Source organism: Rhizobium sp. Leaf306 (assembly GCF_001423425.1).
Classification (GTDB): Bacteria; Pseudomonadota; Alphaproteobacteria; order Rhizobiales; family Rhizobiaceae; genus Neorhizobium; species Neorhizobium soli.
On record NZ_LMNX01000003.1, the window covers coordinates 592454 to 608098 of the forward strand.

The 15645-nt window shown below is 59.5% G+C and carries 18 protein-coding genes; 2 read left to right on the forward strand and 16 right to left on the reverse strand.

Annotation, left to right across the window (positions count from 1 at the left end; all coding sequences use genetic code 11):
* Positions 1-31 precede the first annotated feature (31 nt).
* From ASG19_RS23955 to ASG19_RS16105, 6 genes are all read right to left on the reverse strand, one after another.
* Positions 32-169, reverse strand: coding sequence for a hypothetical protein (locus tag ASG19_RS23955; RefSeq protein WP_156461778.1), 138 nt, complete (start codon positions 167-169; stop codon positions 32-34).
* A 24-nt stretch (positions 170-193) separates the two neighbouring features.
* A complete protein-coding gene (locus ASG19_RS23960; RefSeq protein ID WP_156466530.1) occupies positions 194-343 on the reverse strand; it encodes a hypothetical protein in 150 nt (49 codons plus the stop codon).
* A 10-nt stretch (positions 344-353) separates the two neighbouring features.
* Positions 354-521: a hypothetical protein gene (locus ASG19_RS23965; protein WP_156466531.1), complete on the reverse strand. Its 168-nt coding sequence runs from the start codon at positions 519-521 to the stop codon at positions 354-356.
* A 14-nt stretch (positions 522-535) separates the two neighbouring features.
* Positions 536-706: a hypothetical protein gene (locus ASG19_RS23970; RefSeq protein ID WP_156461775.1), complete on the reverse strand. Its 171-nt coding sequence runs from the start codon at positions 704-706 to the stop codon at positions 536-538.
* 183 nt (positions 707-889) lie between these two features.
* Positions 890-1966 (reverse strand): catalase family protein, encoded by a 1077-nt coding sequence (locus ASG19_RS16100; RefSeq protein WP_062460452.1) that lies wholly within the window; start codon positions 1964-1966, stop codon positions 890-892.
* Positions 1967-2082: 116 nt separating this feature from the next.
* On the reverse strand, positions 2083-2652 hold the full coding sequence (locus ASG19_RS16105; RefSeq protein ID WP_062459496.1) for a type 1 glutamine amidotransferase domain-containing protein: 570 nt from the start codon (positions 2650-2652) through the stop codon (positions 2083-2085).
* A gap of 498 nt (positions 2653-3150) precedes the next feature.
* On the opposite strand from ASG19_RS16105, the gene ASG19_RS16115 reads away from it, so the two are divergent.
* On the forward strand, positions 3151-4848 hold the full coding sequence (locus tag ASG19_RS16115) for an FAD/NAD(P)-binding protein (protein ID WP_082476364.1): 1698 nt from the start codon (positions 3151-3153) through the stop codon (positions 4846-4848).
* 452 nt (positions 4849-5300) lie between these two features.
* On the opposite strand, the gene ASG19_RS16120 is transcribed toward ASG19_RS16115, so the two are convergent.
* From ASG19_RS16120 to ASG19_RS16135, 4 genes are all read right to left on the reverse strand, one after another.
* Positions 5301-5549 (reverse strand): hypothetical protein, encoded by a 249-nt coding sequence (locus ASG19_RS16120; protein WP_062459499.1) that lies wholly within the window; start codon positions 5547-5549, stop codon positions 5301-5303.
* 48 nt (positions 5550-5597) lie between these two features.
* Positions 5598-6116, reverse strand: coding sequence for a YidB family protein (locus tag ASG19_RS16125; RefSeq protein ID WP_062459502.1), 519 nt, complete (start codon positions 6114-6116; stop codon positions 5598-5600).
* A 252-nt stretch (positions 6117-6368) separates the two neighbouring features.
* Positions 6369-6806, reverse strand: a complete 438-nt coding sequence (locus ASG19_RS16130; RefSeq protein ID WP_062459505.1) for a BA14K family protein — start codon at positions 6804-6806, stop codon at positions 6369-6371.
* Between the two features lie 112 nt (positions 6807-6918).
* The gene (locus tag ASG19_RS16135) at positions 6919-8217 is read right to left on the reverse strand and encodes a Gfo/Idh/MocA family oxidoreductase (RefSeq protein ID WP_062459508.1); all 1299 of its coding nucleotides are present in this window, start codon (positions 8215-8217) and stop codon (positions 6919-6921) included.
* Between the two features lie 249 nt (positions 8218-8466).
* On the opposite strand from ASG19_RS16135, the gene zwf reads away from it, so the two are divergent.
* Positions 8467-9978 carry a glucose-6-phosphate dehydrogenase gene (gene zwf / locus ASG19_RS16140; RefSeq protein WP_062459511.1) on the forward strand — a complete coding sequence of 504 codons (1512 nt, stop codon included), beginning with the start codon at positions 8467-8469 and terminating at the stop codon, positions 9976-9978.
* Positions 9979-10096: 118 nt separating this feature from the next.
* Here zwf and ASG19_RS16145 read toward each other — a convergent pair whose 3' ends face one another.
* From ASG19_RS16145 to ASG19_RS16170, 6 genes are read right to left on the reverse strand one after another with little or no spacing between them, the layout of a single operon-like run.
* Positions 10097-10951 carry a D-amino-acid transaminase gene (locus ASG19_RS16145; RefSeq protein WP_062459514.1) on the reverse strand — a complete coding sequence of 285 codons (855 nt, stop codon included), beginning with the start codon at positions 10949-10951 and terminating at the stop codon, positions 10097-10099.
* 27 nt (positions 10952-10978) lie between these two features.
* Complete coding sequence (locus tag ASG19_RS16150) at positions 10979-11893, reverse strand: LysR family transcriptional regulator (protein WP_062459517.1); 915 nt, start codon at positions 11891-11893, stop codon at positions 10979-10981.
* A gap of 5 nt (positions 11894-11898) precedes the next feature.
* Complete coding sequence (locus ASG19_RS16155) at positions 11899-12558, reverse strand: aspartate/glutamate racemase family protein (protein ID WP_062459520.1); 660 nt, start codon at positions 12556-12558, stop codon at positions 11899-11901.
* Positions 12555-14015 carry a dihydropyrimidinase gene (hydA, locus tag ASG19_RS16160; protein ID WP_062459523.1) on the reverse strand — a complete coding sequence of 487 codons (1461 nt, stop codon included), beginning with the start codon at positions 14013-14015 and terminating at the stop codon, positions 12555-12557. The genes ASG19_RS16155 and hydA overlap by 4 nt, the downstream gene beginning before the upstream one ends.
* A gap of 12 nt (positions 14016-14027) precedes the next feature.
* On the reverse strand, positions 14028-14954 hold the full coding sequence (locus tag ASG19_RS16165) for an N-carbamoyl-D-amino-acid hydrolase (protein WP_062459527.1): 927 nt from the start codon (positions 14952-14954) through the stop codon (positions 14028-14030).
* Between the two features lie 22 nt (positions 14955-14976).
* A complete protein-coding gene (locus ASG19_RS16170; RefSeq protein ID WP_062459530.1) occupies positions 14977-15642 on the reverse strand; it encodes an amino acid ABC transporter permease in 666 nt (221 codons plus the stop codon).
* Positions 15643-15645 lie beyond the last annotated feature (3 nt).

Here is a 15645-nt window from a genome sequence, read left to right on the forward strand (position 1 = left end):
GACCGGCCAGACCTATTCTGCTTGAGACGTTTCAGATCTCGCCCTCGGGCTTTTCGCCCTTGGCGTCTTCAAGGCCTTTTTCAGCCTTCTTCAGCAAATCCTCACGGTCCTTGTCGGCATTCTCGCTCGTGCGATCCGCATCGCTTCCGGTCTTTTTGTCGTCACTCATTTTATTCTCCTTCTGGTCAGAGATTCATGATGGCCAGATGGTCCAGAATATAATTCCGACCACCACGATGAACGACAGCGGCAGCGCCAGGAACCGCAGCATGCCAGTGCCTGTGTTGTCCCGGCCCAGCCAGGCGAACCACCAGTCCGGGCCTTGATTTCCGCTCTGTGACATCAGCGCCCTTTCACTTGGTTGTGCCGTATCCGGGCGTACCTGTTTTCTCCGAGGCGTCTTTGCGTTCCTGCTCCGGAGTACGCGTCGTGTCGACGCTTTCCTTGAAGCGCTGGTGCCCATCATTTTCGATCAGCGTTTTGTCGGCGTCCTCGGTAACCGGTGGGTTCTTCACGGTCATTCCTTCCAGTCCTGTCACGACGAGCTCATGAGCCCGTAGATGACGATTGCGATATACAGGCTGAAGGCGCCGAGCACGTATATGCCGAGCACGACGATCACTCCGCGCCCTAACAGTCCCTTCTTCTTTCGGACTTCAGGCGGGTCTCTCATTTTGTCGATACTGGGTTCATCTTCGGGCTTCATCGCATTTCCTTTCATTCAAGGAGGCGAACAGTCCGCAAGCCGCATAGTTCCGGCCGTTTCGAGGCGCAGCGGAATGTGAGGACAATCCGTGCGGCCTATCCACCAGTGCCGTCTTCTTTTGAAATTTAAACGTAAATTTCGGCGAGACGTCGATCTCGCCGAAATCCGGTGTTTGCCCTGCGGTTATTGCTGCGGTTCGTGGAACGGACAGCCGTTGAACTTGGCTCTGAAATCGGCAGAGTGGCGGTAGGTTTCGTTACGTGCCCGGTTGATGCCGCCGAGAGGCTGGTGATCTGCAAGGCCGGTCCAGACGCTGAACCGCATTTCCTCGTCGACCTTCTGCACCTTGGCGTCGCTCCAGCTATCCTGCGGAGCGGCGCTCAAAGTGGCAACGGTCACGAACGGAGCTTCGTCTTCCTTCCATTCTACGGTCGGGTCCTCGATCGGTTGCGCTTCGATATCGCGACAGAGCTGGACCTGGAATTCCCAAAGGCCTCGCGTTTCCTGCATTTCCGCCTGTACCGTCTCACGGATGGCGTTCTCGCGGACGCTGGCATCGATTTCGGTTCCGGTGCGCTTGGTCAGATCCGGTGAGATCGGCTTCACGCGGAACTTCGCGACGTAGTCACCATAGCGGAACGGCGTGACACTGAAATAGGTCTCGCCGAGCGGATCAACATTCGGCGCGCCGCCGAGCGACTGAATGGTGGGGCTCGTCACGCCGACGGCTTCGAGGCCCTTGTTGACGGTCTGAAGCACGCTGGACATCACGGTCTTTGTGCCTTCCAGCTTGTCCGTGGTCTTGGCAAGGAGCTTGAGGCTGGAGAGAAATTTCTTCGGATCCGGCGTCTGGAAGACCGGGCCGTTGACCATCACGAAGTCCTGGTTATTGCCGTCCGCGCCAGGCAGGCGAGTACCCTCGACGCCGACAACCTTGATCGCCAACCCGCGTGGAAGAGCAACAGCGTCGGGCAAGATGTCGCCGGCGTTTGTGGAAAGACGCATGTAGACCGGATGTTCGCCCGGTTTGGCAAACAGACCTTGCGCGAACTCGGGCGGCAGCCCGTCCTTGACGGTCATTGTACCCTCAAGGATGCCGTGTGCTTTTGCGTGCACGGACCGAACGGCATGGCCGTAATCCTCGGCAGTCTTTTCAAGAATGATGTCGAACTGATCGATTAGACCCGAGATCGTCTCGCGCTCATCAGGTTTGACTGTTTCGAGGTCTGGGGAATAACGGACGGGCGTGGCTGCAATCATCTGGCGCTCCTTCAAAATCGAAAAACGCCAGAATAGTGCTCCTTGTTCCAGCGCAAGCTAATATCCTCGCCGGCTGAGGATGCGGCCCATCGGGGAGCCGCATCCTGAGTAGTCACTCAGGCGCTACGGGCCTGCTGTGGGTGTTTGCCCTCTTCGAATTCCTCGACGATCTTCGCACAGAAAGCCGGCAAATCCTTCGGGGTGCGGCTCGTCACGAGCCCCTTGTCGACAACAACTTCCTTGTCGACCCAGATGCCACCAGCGTTCTCAATGTCCTTGCGAACTGTCGGATACGATGTCACCGTGCGGCCATTCAGGACGTCTGCTTCGACGAGAAGCCACGGTGCGTGACAGATGACGCCCACGGGTTTTGCCTGCTGGAAGAATGCGTGCACGAAGGCGATCGTCGCCTTGTCAGCTCTCAGCTTGTCGGCGCCCACGCATCCGCCCGGAATGACGAGGCCGTCGAACTCGTCAGCCGAGACGTCGCTGACCGTCTTGTCAACGGTATAGCTGCTCCCGGCGTCGAGGTCGTTGTTGTTCGTCTGGGCCTCGCCGCTTTCAAGGCCGATGACAGTGACCGTGGCACCGGCTGCCTCGACCGCGTCTTTCGGCTGCTTGAACTCGGGCTCTTCAGTGCCGCGCGGAGCAATCAGAATGGCGATTTTTTTGCCTTGAAGGGTCATCGTGTTTCCTCACTTTTCTTGATGTGGAGGAGCGTTAATGACGGTTGGCATGAAAAGTTTCATCCAGCCGAACACTTCGACTTGTCACCTTGCTCTGCCGCCAGTCGAAGTTTCCGGAGGCGCTCGCTTTTTTCCTCCCGACGTCGCCGTTCGTCATCTGAAGTCTCGCGCGCAACGGCATTGGTGTGCTCGAAGGCGGCCGCGCGTTCGCCCATGGTCAGCGTTCTCCTGATCCTTGAAACCATCGTATCCATCTCTGTGATTGCTTCCCCGATACATGGGACTCGTTGAGCGCCTCATCAACATATTGCGCCTGTACGGTAGCGGACCGACACGACACGAAGGCACGCGGGACATCGCAGATCGCGGAGGAATCCCCATATCAGCAAGGTGAAACCCGGCTCGTTGCTGTTTGCTCAGTCTGGACAGATGGGGAACATCTTTCGATGTCGGTTGTTCTGTCAATGTGCGCCGCTTTCCGCGGGGCAGGAGATTTAGATGCGTAAACGCGTAGCCATTATTGGATCGGGTCCGACAGCCATATTCGCACTGCAGGACCTTTTGAAATGCAGCGCCTCTCTGGATATTGCAATTTTCGAGCGAACCGACGTCGCCGGCAAGGGAACACCCTACCAGCGGGGCATCAACGACCTCGCGATGCTGTCGAATATACCGAGCATCGAGGTGCCGGCTCTGCCGGTGATGCTCCACGACTGGCTGGCACTCCAGTCCGACGAGTACCTGAACGAGATCGGTGTTGCTCGCTCGGAAATCACAGACCGTGCATTCTATCCGCGTGTCGTGGTTGGCGATTATTTCAGATCTCAGTTCGACGCGATGATCGACGCATCGCGGGCCTCCAGGCATACGGTCGACGTGTTTGAGAACGCATCCGTCGACGACGTTCAGCCTGTCGGTGATCAGTTCAAATTGTGCCTGAGCCCTGAACACGGCGGCGCAGAGGCGCTGTTCGATTACGTCGTCATTGCGACCGGACATAGCTTTCCGTCCGAACCTGAGACGTCGCCCGGCTTCTTTGAGGCGCCATGGCCCGCGACCGCATTGCAGAGCATCCCGAGCGGCAAGATCGGAATTTTGGGGACTTCGCTGAGTGCGATCGATGCCGTCATGACGGTCGCAACCAAGTTCGGTGAATTCACCAAAAGCAAGGGTGGCGAACTTAAGTACTCCGTCAACGCGGACGGCCAGGCTCTTGATATCGTGATGATGTCGCGCAAGGGTCTTCTTCCCGAAGCCGATTTCTATTTTCCGATCCCCTATCTTGAGCCGAAGATCTGCACGCAGCAGGCGGTCGATGACCGCATCGCGCTTGGCAGCAGCGGACTGCTCGATGACATTTTCGAGCTGTTTCGCCAGGAACTTGCTGTTGCCGATCCGGACTATTCCAAGGCCATCGGTCTAGACGGCTTGACTGTCGACAAGTTCGCCGTTGCGTATTACGGGGTTCGCGACAAGGAAGACCCGTTCGAATGGGCGGCGTCTAACCTTGCCGAAGCCAAGCGGAACTATGCCCAGAAGCACACCGTTCCGTGGCGCTACGCCATTCTCATTACCCATGAGATCATCGAGACGGCGGTCGGCTTTATGAACGCTGACGACCTTGGCCGGTTCAACCGGAACTTCAAGAGCATTTTCGCCGACGACTATGCGACCGTTCCGCACCTGTCGATCGAGCGCCTACTTGCGCTTCATCGGAGCGGTTGTCTTGGTATCGTTGCCCTTGGCGATGACTCGGAGATCGTGAAAGAAGGTCTTGAACGGGGCGCTACTGTCGAAATCGCCGGTACCACCATGCGCTTCGATACGTTTATCGACGCCACGGGCCAGAAAACTCTGTCGGCGACCGACCTGCCATTCCCATCCCTTATCGAACGAGGGCTGATATCCGAGGCAAAGACGATGACAGCCATTGGCAATCACCGCCGTACGGGCGGGATTGACGTGGACGACCAGTGCCGACCGCTGATCGCGGGCGTGCGACCGGTGAGGCGACTGTACGTCCCGGCTGTCTCATATCTTCTCCACAAACGTCCGTTCATCCAGGGCATCACAAGTGCTGCCGAACTCGGACAGATCGTTGCAGCCTCCATCATTGCCGAGGTGACAAGACCGGTCCGCAGCCGCCGCGTCAGGTCATCCGCTCGTACACAGGCGCCGGCTGAGATCGCGGCGTAGGATCTGCGTCCTGGTGAGCGTTGGTGGACTGAAGTGATAATCCCGCCTCTCGAGGCGGGATTTCTTTTTCAATGCCTGCTCACCTCGACCATACGCGGTTCTCGCTGACGGTGTGGGGTTTTTGATAATGCCAACTGAAACCACTCTAGCTTGGCGGCAGCGGAGAGGCACGCTTACAACCTTGAGCAATGACGAACCGAAGCATCATAACAGCACGATCGCGCTGACCGGCGTCAGCGTGGCCGGCAATCTCTCGGCTGTGACTGGACCTGCGGATGACGAGCGGCAGGGCTCCCCTGAGATGCGTGTCGGACGAGAAACCTTCAGGACTGACCGAAGGGGAACGCAACGAAGCCTCTGTCTCATTCCTGAGAGCAGAGGCTTGTTTCTTGAAGTAGAAGTAGGCTGGTCGAAGAAAACCAGGCCCTCAAACGCTGAGCTTAATCTCTGCTTCAGCCCGCCGTGGCGTTTCGAATGGCGTCGATGACAGTTGCGAGAACGCTTTGACCTTCGTCGGTAATCTCCGCTCTTTTTCCGTCGATACGGATGAGGCCGCCGTCTTCGAGTTCTGCCTGGCCCTTCGAGCTTGCGTGATGACCAGCACCATCGTCCAGAACGACTTCCTTTACGGGGTCACCGCTGAGGAGTTGATGATAGGCCGCAAACACCAGGATGGAGCGCGCATCGTCTGAAAGTTTCATAGGGATCTACCGTTTTGCTTGAGGATGAAGGGATGGTGCCCCTTCCAATCACACTGTCGATGTTCGGTCGTCTGCCGGAACCTTGCCATCCGGGGTCAGCTCATCGACCGCGCGGGGAAGATCCTTGCTCAGCCGCGCAAGTATCTCATCTCGCGACAGTCCTGTTTTCGCTGCCAGTTCATCGAGAACTTCGGGTCCGATCGCTTCGGCAAGCTGATCCCCATCGATATCCTCGTTGGATCCGGGCTTGACCCAAGATTCGGCCTTCTGACCATATCCGTTCTGCTGGAAGGTTTTCAGGAGGTCACCCAGACCACCACTCAAGACACCGCCGGACGCAAGTCCTCCCAGAATTCCGCCAAGGCCGCCTGCTTCCTTGCCGCCCGTAAGCTTGCCGAGCAGATCCTCAAGACCACTTGGCTGCCGGGGACTGGTCTCCGGAGCGGTGTTCGCTCCAGCCGGTTGGGTCTTGTTCACGCCCCGTAGGAGCTCTGCGATTTTGTCCCTGTTCTGAAATCCAGCAACGGCGAGTACGCCGAGCAGTGCTTTCAATTGACCGCTTGCCATGGTGTTCTCCTCGATTTCGCAGCCATAGCCGGGATGGCGTTAAGGCTTCATGCAAAGCAAACGACCAGTCGGCGGCGAGGTTCCTGCACGGGAACCCGTTGGCCGAACATTTGCTGCGGGGAGAGGGTTCGGGGCGGTTCGGAATAACTCCGAAGGTGAGGTGACACGGCCGCCGATCCGCTGCAGTGGTCCAAAAAACGAAAAACCCCACCATTGCTGGCGGGGTCAGTCATTTACGCACCGGTGAAGATGTTAGCGGCAAACCCGGCGTGGGCCCGAGTTCGGCTGGTAGGTGTTGTCCGAAGCGCGATACGAGCGGTAACGCGCTGCGCAGCTGCTGCTGCCGTTGCGGTTCTGCGAAGCGATCGCACCACCGATGAGTGCACCTGCAGCCAAGCCGCCGATGATGGCGCCGGTGTTGTTGCGACGACGGTTGTCGTAGCGACGGTCATGGCGGCGGTGGTTGCTGTAACGGTTGCGGCGATCGTAGCGGTCACGACGATCATAGCGATTGTTGTATCGACGCTCGCCACGTGGGACGTAACGGCGGTTGTCGTTGCGGTATTGGACCTGCTGGACGTCAGCCGCCGGTGCAGCCGCCGTGATCGCTGCCTTCGGCATGGCCTGCGCTGGCACGTATCCGGTAAACGCGGTCATGATCGAAATGATTATAATTGCGAGCTTTTTCATCTGTCTCTTTCGTTGTTGTAAAACGGAGATAGGGCGAATCTCCCGTATGGGTAGAGCGCTGGTTGAACTTGTGAACACGTCCACGACACAAGCGCTTGCGCCAACACCGGCGTCAGAGTTCGATCGCAGCTGGTGGTCCGCGGAAGGCGTCGAGTCGGTCTGGGGCCTGGAGCCTCACGGGCGCTCCCGATCGCGCTGACTCGTAGATTGCTTCCATCACAACATGATCCTGCACACCTTCCTCGCCGGGCGTTCGTGGCTTGCGGTCCTCGATGATGCAGGTCGCCATGTGGTCGATCTCGGCCGCAAACTGGTTGTTGAGCGCGATCTCGACCTTCTTCTGCACGGACTTTTCGCCATCCAGTTCAGTGACAGTCAGGCTCTGGCCGTCGTATTTATAGGCGTTCGCCATATCCACGGTGGCCTTTTCGAAATTGAGGCGCTGATGCTTGTCGTCTCGCGCGCCATAGCTGGTGAAGCAGTTGGCGATGAAATTGGATGGGAAGCGCAAGGTGAACGAGACCGTTTCCTCGACCTCGGCATAGCGCGGGTCACCTTCGGGGCTGTATTGCGTCGCCATGACTTCGACCGGTTCCTCACCTGTGAGGAAGCGTGCGGTGTTCAGGCAGTAAAGCCCAATGTCAGGCAGTGATCCGCCACCGGCAAGAGCCTTCTTGTGCCGCCATTGCTCGGCACCGTTTTCGGCAACCGTCTGAACGTTGATCGCGGACATGCCGACAAGGCGGCCATAGGCTTTGCTGCGGACTTTTTCGGCGAGGTAGAGATTGGCGGCTTCGTACTGGATGCGGTAGGCCACCATCAGCTTGACTTTCTGCTCTTCGCAAATCTTGACCATTTCCTGCCCGTCCGCCGAGCTGATCGACATGGGCTTCTCGCAAAGGACATGCTTGCCTGCCCGCGCTGCCCGTTCGACATATTCGCGGTGCATGCTGTTGGGCAGAACGATGTAGACGGCCTTGATGTCCGGATTGGCCTTGATGGCGTCAAAGCTCTCGTAATCGTAACAGGCATCCTCGGCGATGCCGTATTGCCGCGCGACCGCCGATAGCTTCTCCGGCGTTCCGGACACGAGCGCCACGAGTTTCGATTTTTTCGTTTCGCCAAAGGCGGGAAGTATTTCTTCGAGGCTGAGACGACCGAGAGCTACGACCGCAAAGCCGACCCTATCTTCCAGAGGAAGCGGCGCTGACGGGTTTCCGCTCGGGGTCTCATCGGGCCCGCGCCATTCCGGGAACTTGACCTTGCCGTCCTCGACCATGCCGGTGTCCACCTGCGTCGGTGCGGGGTAGCTCTGAGCGCCGGCAACCGTCGTGGACAACACCACCCCCGTTGCGCCTGCGGCTCCAAGTTTCAGAAGATTGCGTCTGTTGAAAGCGCTTGCCTGATCCATGCCGGTCTCCAAATTGCTCGCCGCCTCACAAACAACGCCGTTTCGCCGATGTTCCTTTGCATTCTGCGTTTGTCGGATGCGGAAGGTGGCTTGGGTATGCGGGTCCGGTGTGAGTATTCGTCGGCGCGTGGATGCCAAGTCGTCGCGGCGCCGACCCTTCTCGCAACTCGCCTCTATTTCCCTTTCGAGAATTGCTGGTTGCACCGAGAAGCCTATATCCCCGTGAGGACCTCATGGAAGGAGCTATGCGTGATCCCGAAAAAAGCACCGCCCGTTACTCTCGTCATCTTCGGCGCCACCGGCGACCTGACGCGTCGCCTGCTGATTCCGGCGATCATCAACCTGACACGCAGCGGCCTGGTCGGAGACGATCTCGCTATCCTCGGCGTCGGGATCGATGAAGGCGACGACGAATTTCTGCGCGGTCGGCTCGATGAGTTCCTCACCCATCTCAGCCCAGACGGCGAAGAGCCGACCCGCAAAGACGACGCTTGGTTCAGTCTGCGATCCCGCATTTCCTATATGAGCGGCGATTTCACCAGGGACGATATCTATCAGGCGATTGAAACGCGGCTTGGATCGACGGCAAATGCTGCTTTCTACCTCGCCGTCCCGCCCGTTCTGTTCGGACCTATCGTCGAGAAGCTGGCAGTACATGGCCTGATGCAGGAAACCGAGACATGCTTCCGGCGCGTCGCGATCGAGAAACCCTTCGGGACCGATCTCGCCTCGGCGAAGGCTCTCAATGCCCATATATTGTCGAATGTCGAGGAAACCCAGGTCTACCGGCTGGATCATTTTCTCGGCAAGGAGACTGTGCAGAACCTGATGACGGCCCGTTTTGCCAACATGATCATCGAGGGCCTGTGGAGCAACACCCATATCGACCATGTTCAGATCACGGCGGCGGAGGTTGTCGATGTCGGCAGTCGCGGCAAGTTCTACGATGCGACAGGTGCTCTCCGCGACATGGTTCCGAACCACCTGTTCCAGTTGCTGGCCATGATCGCGATGGAACCCCCGAACAGTTTCGATGCCGAGGCTATTAGAAACGAGAAGGGCAAGGTGCTGAAAGCGCTGCGTGTCTATTCGGCTGAAGAGGCTGCCGCAAACAGCGTGCGCGGCGCCTATGGTTCGGGCGATCTCGGCGGCAAGTCGTTGTCAGCCTACCGGGACACCAAGGATGTCGCGCCCGACAGTCGGACCGAAACCTATGTGGCCCTCAAGCTTTATGCCGACACCTGGCGCTGGGCCGGTGTACCGTTCTACTTGAGGACGGGTAAGGCTTTGACCGCCCGCGACACGGAAATCGTCATCACGTTCAACAAGGTCCCATTTGCCCAGTTTCGCGAAACGGACGTGACGCGTCGTCTGCCGCCCAACCGGCTCGTCATCCAGGTTCAGCCGGATGAAGGGATGAGCATGGAAATCTCGATCAAACGCCCCGGCCAATCCGTCGAGACAGTGCCGGTGACACTGGATTTCCGCTATTCCGACAGGTTCGACATCGGCAACACGACGGGCTACGAATCCCTGATCTACGACCTGTTCATCGGCGATCAGGCGCTGTTTCAACGCGCCGACAGCATCGAAGCCGGATGGGCTGCCGTCCAGCCTTTCCTGGACGCCTGGGCAGAAGACGGCTCGGTTCCAGAACCCTACGCCCCCGGCAGCATGGGCCCAGCCTCAGCCGATGACCTTATCCGCAAAGACGGTCGTGAGTGGCATGAACTCGGGGTGGTGCTGCATCAGAGGAAGTGAAGCGGGTGTCGTTGCGGGCGGACGGTGCTTGACGGTCGATCGGTTAGAGGCGCCATACCACAGATGACCGACTTTCGGTTTGGCGCCATCTTATGATCAACCAAAGCTGCTCAGTGGTTCAGATCGAGTTGGCGATCTTGTCGGCGATGTAGAGTTCACGCAGTTTGAGCGTTAGAGCCCCCGGCTTGCCGTCGCCCACAGGTGCGCCGTCGATACGCGTGACGGGCATTACGAAGTTGGTGGCCGAGGTGATGAAGGCTTCCGCGGCATTCATCGCTTCATCGGGTGTGAAGGCGCGCTCGTCATAGGGAATGCCGGCTTTTTCGGCGAGATCAAGCACGCTTGCGCGCGTGATGCCGTGCAGGATTGCGTTCGACAGCGGGCGGGTGATCAGCCTGCCACTCTTGTCGATGATATGGGCGGTCGCCGAGCTTGCCTCCGTGACGAAGCCGTCCTCTACAAGCCAGGCGTCATCAGCGCCTTTCTCCATCGCCTGCACTTTGGCCATCGAAGGATAGAGCAACTGCACCGTCTTGATATCGCGGCGCTCCCAGCGCCAGTCGGGCAGCAGAGCGACGGACAGGCCGGTCGCTAGCTTGGGGTTTTCGATCACAGATTTTGCCTGGGTAAAGAGAACCAGCGTCGGCAAAGGATCCTTCGGGAAGGCGAAGTCACGGTCGGCCGGGCCGCGCGACAGCTGAAGGTAGATCAGGCCTTCCTTGAGTTCATTGCGTCTGATGATCTCCCGGTGAGCCTCCAGAAGTTCGCTGGCGGAAATCGGCAGGTTCAGACCCAGTTCCGTGATCGAGCGCTTCAGGCGGGCGGCGTGGCCCTCATATTCGAGAAGCTTGCCGTCGATGACGCCGGTCACTTCGTAGATGGCATCCGCGAACAGAAATCCGCGGTCGAACACGGAGACCTTTGCTTCGGCTTCGGGCAGCCATTCGCCATTCAAATAAACGATACGGGACAAGACAATCTCCTTCAGTATGTCGGGAATTCAAAACACATCGCCGGCGGCTCGCTTCAGTTCGGCGATGAACCCGTGCAGGAGGCGCGAGCGCGGCACGCCCTTGCGGGTGATCAGGACGGCCGCGACTTCGCGGGGCGGCTGGAAGGGCAGTTGCACCAAGCCCTCCGATGACTGGTAGGCGGCGCTATAGGGATCGACGACCGCCGCTCCGACGCCAGCTCCGGCCAGAACCGCAGCCGTTGCGCAATAGCGCACCTCGACCCGCGGCTCGTAATCGATGCCCTCGCGATCGAAGGCATCGCGCAGCATCTGGCCCATGCGCGATTCCGCTTCGAGGCCGATAAAACCGTGTTCGGACAAATCACTGACCGTCACCTCCTGCCGACTAGCGACCGGGTGGTCCTTCGGCACGAGCGCGACCATATGGGTGCGCGACAGGATCTCTACGTTCACAGACGGATGCCGTTCCAGCGCGATCGCAAGACCGACGTCGGCGGCCCCGCTCTGCACAGCTTCGATGACGTGTTCGAGCCGGCGGACATCGTAAGCGACGGACACATCCGGACGATCTTTCAGGAACCGTGCGAGCGCCACCGGTGCGACCGTATTACCAAGCGGCGGCGTCGACATGACACGCAGCCGTCCCGATGTGCCATGCCGGATCGAGCGGGCGCGGGCGGAAAAGCTGCGCAGCATGCTGAAGACAGGCCGCACCTCTTCAAACAGAAGCGTGGCTTCTTCGGTTGGCTCAAGCCGCCGGTGCAGGCGCTCAAACAGCGTTATACCGAGCTGGTTTTCCAGCTGGCGGATGCCGTTCGAAACGGCGGGCTGCGAGATGCCCAGCTGCTCGGCTGCCTCCACGGTCGTTTCGCAACGCATCATGGCCCCGAAGATTTCGAGGAGGCGCAGCGAGATATCCGGCTTCTGCTCGGTTTCGGTCATGGCGTTCAGGTGAGAACTGCGCCAAGCGCCATCGCGACGGCGGCCTGGGTCGGATCGATCACGCGGATGCCGAGCTCATCTTCGAGTCTGCGGCGGTGGCCGGACATGCCGGCACAGCCAAGCACGATCGCGCCGGCGCCCATGTGCCGCAGTTTCAGCCCGGCTTTCACGAGAGCCGCATAGCTTTCCTCTCCATGGCCGCTGTCGGCGACGCTGATTGCGCCTTCAAGCGCGACCTCGCCGGCAAGCCTGCCATCGACGCCGAGGCGGCGAAGGTTGCGCATGTGACGGGGGATTGAACCTTCGGCGACTGCGATGACGCCGAAGAGATCTGCAAGCGCCAGGGCGCTCAGTACGCCGGCATCCTGGATGCCGTAGATCGGCTTGGTGGTGATCGACCGTGCAAGGTCCAGCCCGGGCTGCGAATAGCAGGCGAGCACATAGGCTGATGCATCCGGCCGGGTTTCGATCAGGTCGGCAGTGCGCAACGCGGCTTCATCCACATGGCGCTGGGTGACGACGCCGGGCGGACCCTCATCGATCGTGACGCATTCGATAACGGGACCAGCCGGAAACTGCATTCCGGAGAGCGCCTCGCGCAGGCCTTCGGTGACGCTTTCCGAACTGTTCGGGTTGATGACGAGGATCCGGCCGACGGTTCTCATGGGGCGATCTCCACGCCGAAATTCTGCGCCGGATCGAATTCCTTGGCACGGTAGCCGGGCTTGCCGGTCAGGTCGATGGGGCTGCGGGCAATGAAACGACCACGACCACGGTCCGCCTTCAACTCGCCGTTCTCGACGATGACATCGCCGCGGTTCATGGTGAGGACCGGCCAGCCTTCGATCTCCATGCCCTCAAACGGTGTGTAGTCCATGTTGTCGTTCTGATCGGCAAGCGTTGCCTTGCGGCGGGCTTCCGGGTCCCAGATGCAGATATCGGCATCGTAGCCCGGTGCAATCGATCCCTTCTTGGCCATTCCGAATGTCCTGGCGGCATTGGTGCTCGAAAGCGCAACGAACTGCTGCAGCGTGATGCGGCCTTTCGTGACGCCCTCAGAATACAGATAGGGCAGGCGCATGGCGATGCCCGGCATGCCGTTGGAGATCTTCGGGTAGGGTGCATCCGCGCCGTTGGCAAACTTTCCGCTGGCATCGAAACGGTAGGGCGCGTGGTCGGAGGACACGCTTTCGAATGTGCCTGATTGTACATGGCGCCAGAGCGCTTCCTGCGTTGCCGCGTCGCGGAGCGGAGGCGAGCAGATGAATTTCGCCCCTTCCATGCCGGGCCGGTCGAGATCATCGCGTGTCAGAGCTAGATATTGCGGGCAGGTTTCGGCAAACAGTTTCGTTCCGGCAAGCTTTTCGCGCTGGACGATGGCAGCACCGCCCGCCGTCGAGACGTGGACGATGAAGAGGGCTGCATCGACCAGTTTCGCAAGCGAGACGGCCCGTTGGATCGCTTCTTCCTCGGCAAGCTCCGGTCGGCTGATCGCATGGTATTTTGGCGCGGTGAGGCCGGCAGCCGCCATCCGCTTGTTCATCCACTTCACCATGTCGTTGTTTTCGGCATGGACCATGGTGAGCGCCCCATGGGTTTTGGCAACGGTCAGGATATCGAGCATGCCGCCGTCGCCAATATTCATCAGGTCGTAGGTCATGAACACCTTGAACGACGTGATGCCCTTGGCAAACACGCCCGGCAGCTCTGCAAGAACTGACGCCGAGGGGTCGGAAATGATCAGGTGGTAGGAATAGTCGAGCACCGAGTGCGGCGCGGCACGACCGTCATAGGTGGCGATGACATCGGCAATCGACTGGCCGCGATGCTGGGCCGCGAACGGGATGAACGACGAATTTCCACCGAAGGCGGCGGAGACCGAACCGGAATAATAGTCGTCGGCGGTAATCACGCCCGCGGAGCTTTCCTGGGCGATATGGGCATGCGCCTCGATGCCGCCGGGAACAACCAGCTTGCCACCTGCATCGATCCGGCGGTTTCCACCGGCGATCTTTTCGCCGATTGCCGCAATTCGACCGTCGGTAATGCCGATATCGCCATCGAATATGTCGGATGCGGTGACGATGCGACCGCCATGGATGACCGTATCAAACGCTGTCATGTCGGTCTTTCCTTACACTTCGATGATCACGCCGGTCTGGCTCGTCAGGCGACCGTAATGCTCGATACGACGATGGCGCTCGAAATCAAAGATCGTCTTCTTGCCGAAGTCGCATTTGGAGAAATCGCATTCGGCGATGATGAGCTCGTCCTCCTCGGTCACGGCGCGGGCAAGAACGAAGCCGTCCGGATCGACGATGATCGAGCCGCCCATCAGCGGGTGACCGTCCTCGTTGCCCGCCTTGGCGACGCCGACGACATAGGTCGAATTCTGGTAGGCGCCGGACTGCATGGAAAGGTCGGAATGGAAAAGCCGCTTCTCCAAACCTTCGGCGCTCATCTGGCTGTTCACCGACGGCGTGTTGTAGCCGATCGTCACCAGCTCGACGCCCTGCAGGCCCAGGCAACGGAAGGTTTCCGGCCAGCGGCGGTCGTTGCAGATCGCCATGCCCATGATGACGCCTTCGTTGCGCCAGACGTTGAAGCCGAGATCACCGGGTTCGAAGTAGCGCTTCTCGAGATGCTGGAAGGCGCGCTCGGTATCATATTCGGAATGACCGGGGAGGTGCACCTTGCGATACTTTCCGACGATATTGGCCTGACGGTCGGTAACAACAGAGGTGTTGTAATAGTGTCCGTCCGGCGTCTTCTCGCCGTAGCCGAAGGTGATGGCGATGTTGAGCTCGCGGGCGCGATCGAACAGCGGCTGCGTGGCGGCGTTCGGCATTTCCGTCTCGAACCAGAAATCGATTTCGGCCTGGTCTTCCATGTACCAGCGGGGAAAGAAGGTCGTGAGCGCCAGCTCTGGGTAGACGACCATGTCTGCGCCCTTGGATGCGGCTTCATCGAGAAGCGCAATCATGCGGATGACGACGCTTTCGCGGCTGTCGTCTTTCTGGATGGCGCCGAGCTGGGCACCTGCGATCTTCATGATGGTCATCGGAGTTTCCTTTCGAAAGCGATCAGGCGGCAAGGCGCCGCTGGAAATGACTGACGAGGCGCACCAGCGGCCACAGCAGCACGAGGTAGATGAGAGCTGCCAGCACCAGCGGCGAGGCATTGTAGGTGACCGACCGCGCCATGCCGGCATTGTAGAGAAGCTCGGACAGCGAGATGACGGAGGCAAGCGAGGTGAGCTTGACGACTTCTACGGTGTTGGACAGCAGGTCCGGCAGCACGTTGCGGATGGCCTGCGGCAGGACGACATGGGCAAGCGTCTGTACCGTGCTGAGGCCCGTCGACTGCGCAGCTTCCCACTGTCCCTTGGCAACCGAGATGAGCCCGGCGCGATAGACCTCGGCGTAATAGGAGGAGTTGTTGAGCAGGAAGGCGATGACGACGGCGTAAAACGGCGAGATGTTGACCCCCGCAAAGGGCAGGCCGGCATAGATGAAGATGAGCAGCACCAGCGGCGGCAGGGCGCGGAAGAGATCTGTATAGGCGATCGAGATCCAGCGCAGCCAGCGGCGCTCGCTCATATTTCCGAGTGCTACGAACAGGCCGCCGATAAGGCCGAGCAGGATCACGGCGCTGCACAGCTTCAGCGTCATCCAGAGGCCGGACATCATCAACGGCAATGACTGGCGCATGATGTCGATATTGAAGAACTGGTCGATGAAAATATCCATGTC

Bases quoted from the DNA above. Each gene is read 5' to 3' on its own strand.
- ASG19_RS16120 (WP_062459499.1), bottom strand. From the start codon at position 5,549: ATGAAACTTTCAGACGATGCGCGCTCCATCCTGGTGTTTGCGGCCTAT.
- ASG19_RS23970 (WP_156461775.1), bottom strand. From the start codon at position 706: ATGAAGCCCGAAGATGAACCCAGTATCGACAAAATGAGAGACCCGCCT.
- ASG19_RS16100 (WP_062460452.1), bottom strand. From the start codon at position 1,966: ATGATTGCAGCCACGCCCGTCCGTTATTCCCCAGACCTCGAAACAGTC.
- ASG19_RS16115 (WP_082476364.1), top strand. From the start codon at position 3,151: ATGCGTAAACGCGTAGCCATTATTGGATCGGGTCCGACAGCCATATTC.
- ASG19_RS16135 (WP_062459508.1), bottom strand. From the start codon at position 8,217: ATGGATCAGGCAAGCGCTTTCAACAGACGCAATCTTCTGAAACTTGGA.
- ASG19_RS16130 (WP_062459505.1), bottom strand. From the start codon at position 6,806: ATGAAAAAGCTCGCAATTATAATCATTTCGATCATGACCGCGTTTACC.
- ASG19_RS16155 (WP_062459520.1), bottom strand. From the start codon at position 12,558: ATGAGAACCGTCGGCCGGATCCTCGTCATCAACCCGAACAGTTCGGAA.
- ASG19_RS16105 (WP_062459496.1), bottom strand. From the start codon at position 2,652: ATGACCCTTCAAGGCAAAAAAATCGCCATTCTGATTGCTCCGCGCGGC.
- ASG19_RS16125 (WP_062459502.1), bottom strand. From the start codon at position 6,116: ATGGCAAGCGGTCAATTGAAAGCACTGCTCGGCGTACTCGCCGTTGCT.
- ASG19_RS23965 (WP_156466531.1), bottom strand. From the start codon at position 521: ATGACCGTGAAGAACCCACCGGTTACCGAGGACGCCGACAAAACGCTG.
- ASG19_RS16170 (WP_062459530.1), bottom strand. From the start codon at position 15,642: ATGGATATTTTCATCGACCAGTTCTTCAATATCGACATCATGCGCCAG.
- ASG19_RS16165 (WP_062459527.1), bottom strand. From the start codon at position 14,954: ATGACCATCATGAAGATCGCAGGTGCCCAGCTCGGCGCCATCCAGAAA.
- hydA (WP_062459523.1), bottom strand. From the start codon at position 14,015: ATGACAGCGTTTGATACGGTCATCCATGGCGGTCGCATCGTCACCGCA.
- ASG19_RS23955 (WP_156461778.1), bottom strand. From the start codon at position 169: ATGAGTGACGACAAAAAGACCGGAAGCGATGCGGATCGCACGAGCGAG.
- ASG19_RS23960 (WP_156466530.1), bottom strand. From the start codon at position 343: ATGTCACAGAGCGGAAATCAAGGCCCGGACTGGTGGTTCGCCTGGCTG.
- ASG19_RS16150 (WP_062459517.1), bottom strand. From the start codon at position 11,893: ATGACCGAAACCGAGCAGAAGCCGGATATCTCGCTGCGCCTCCTCGAA.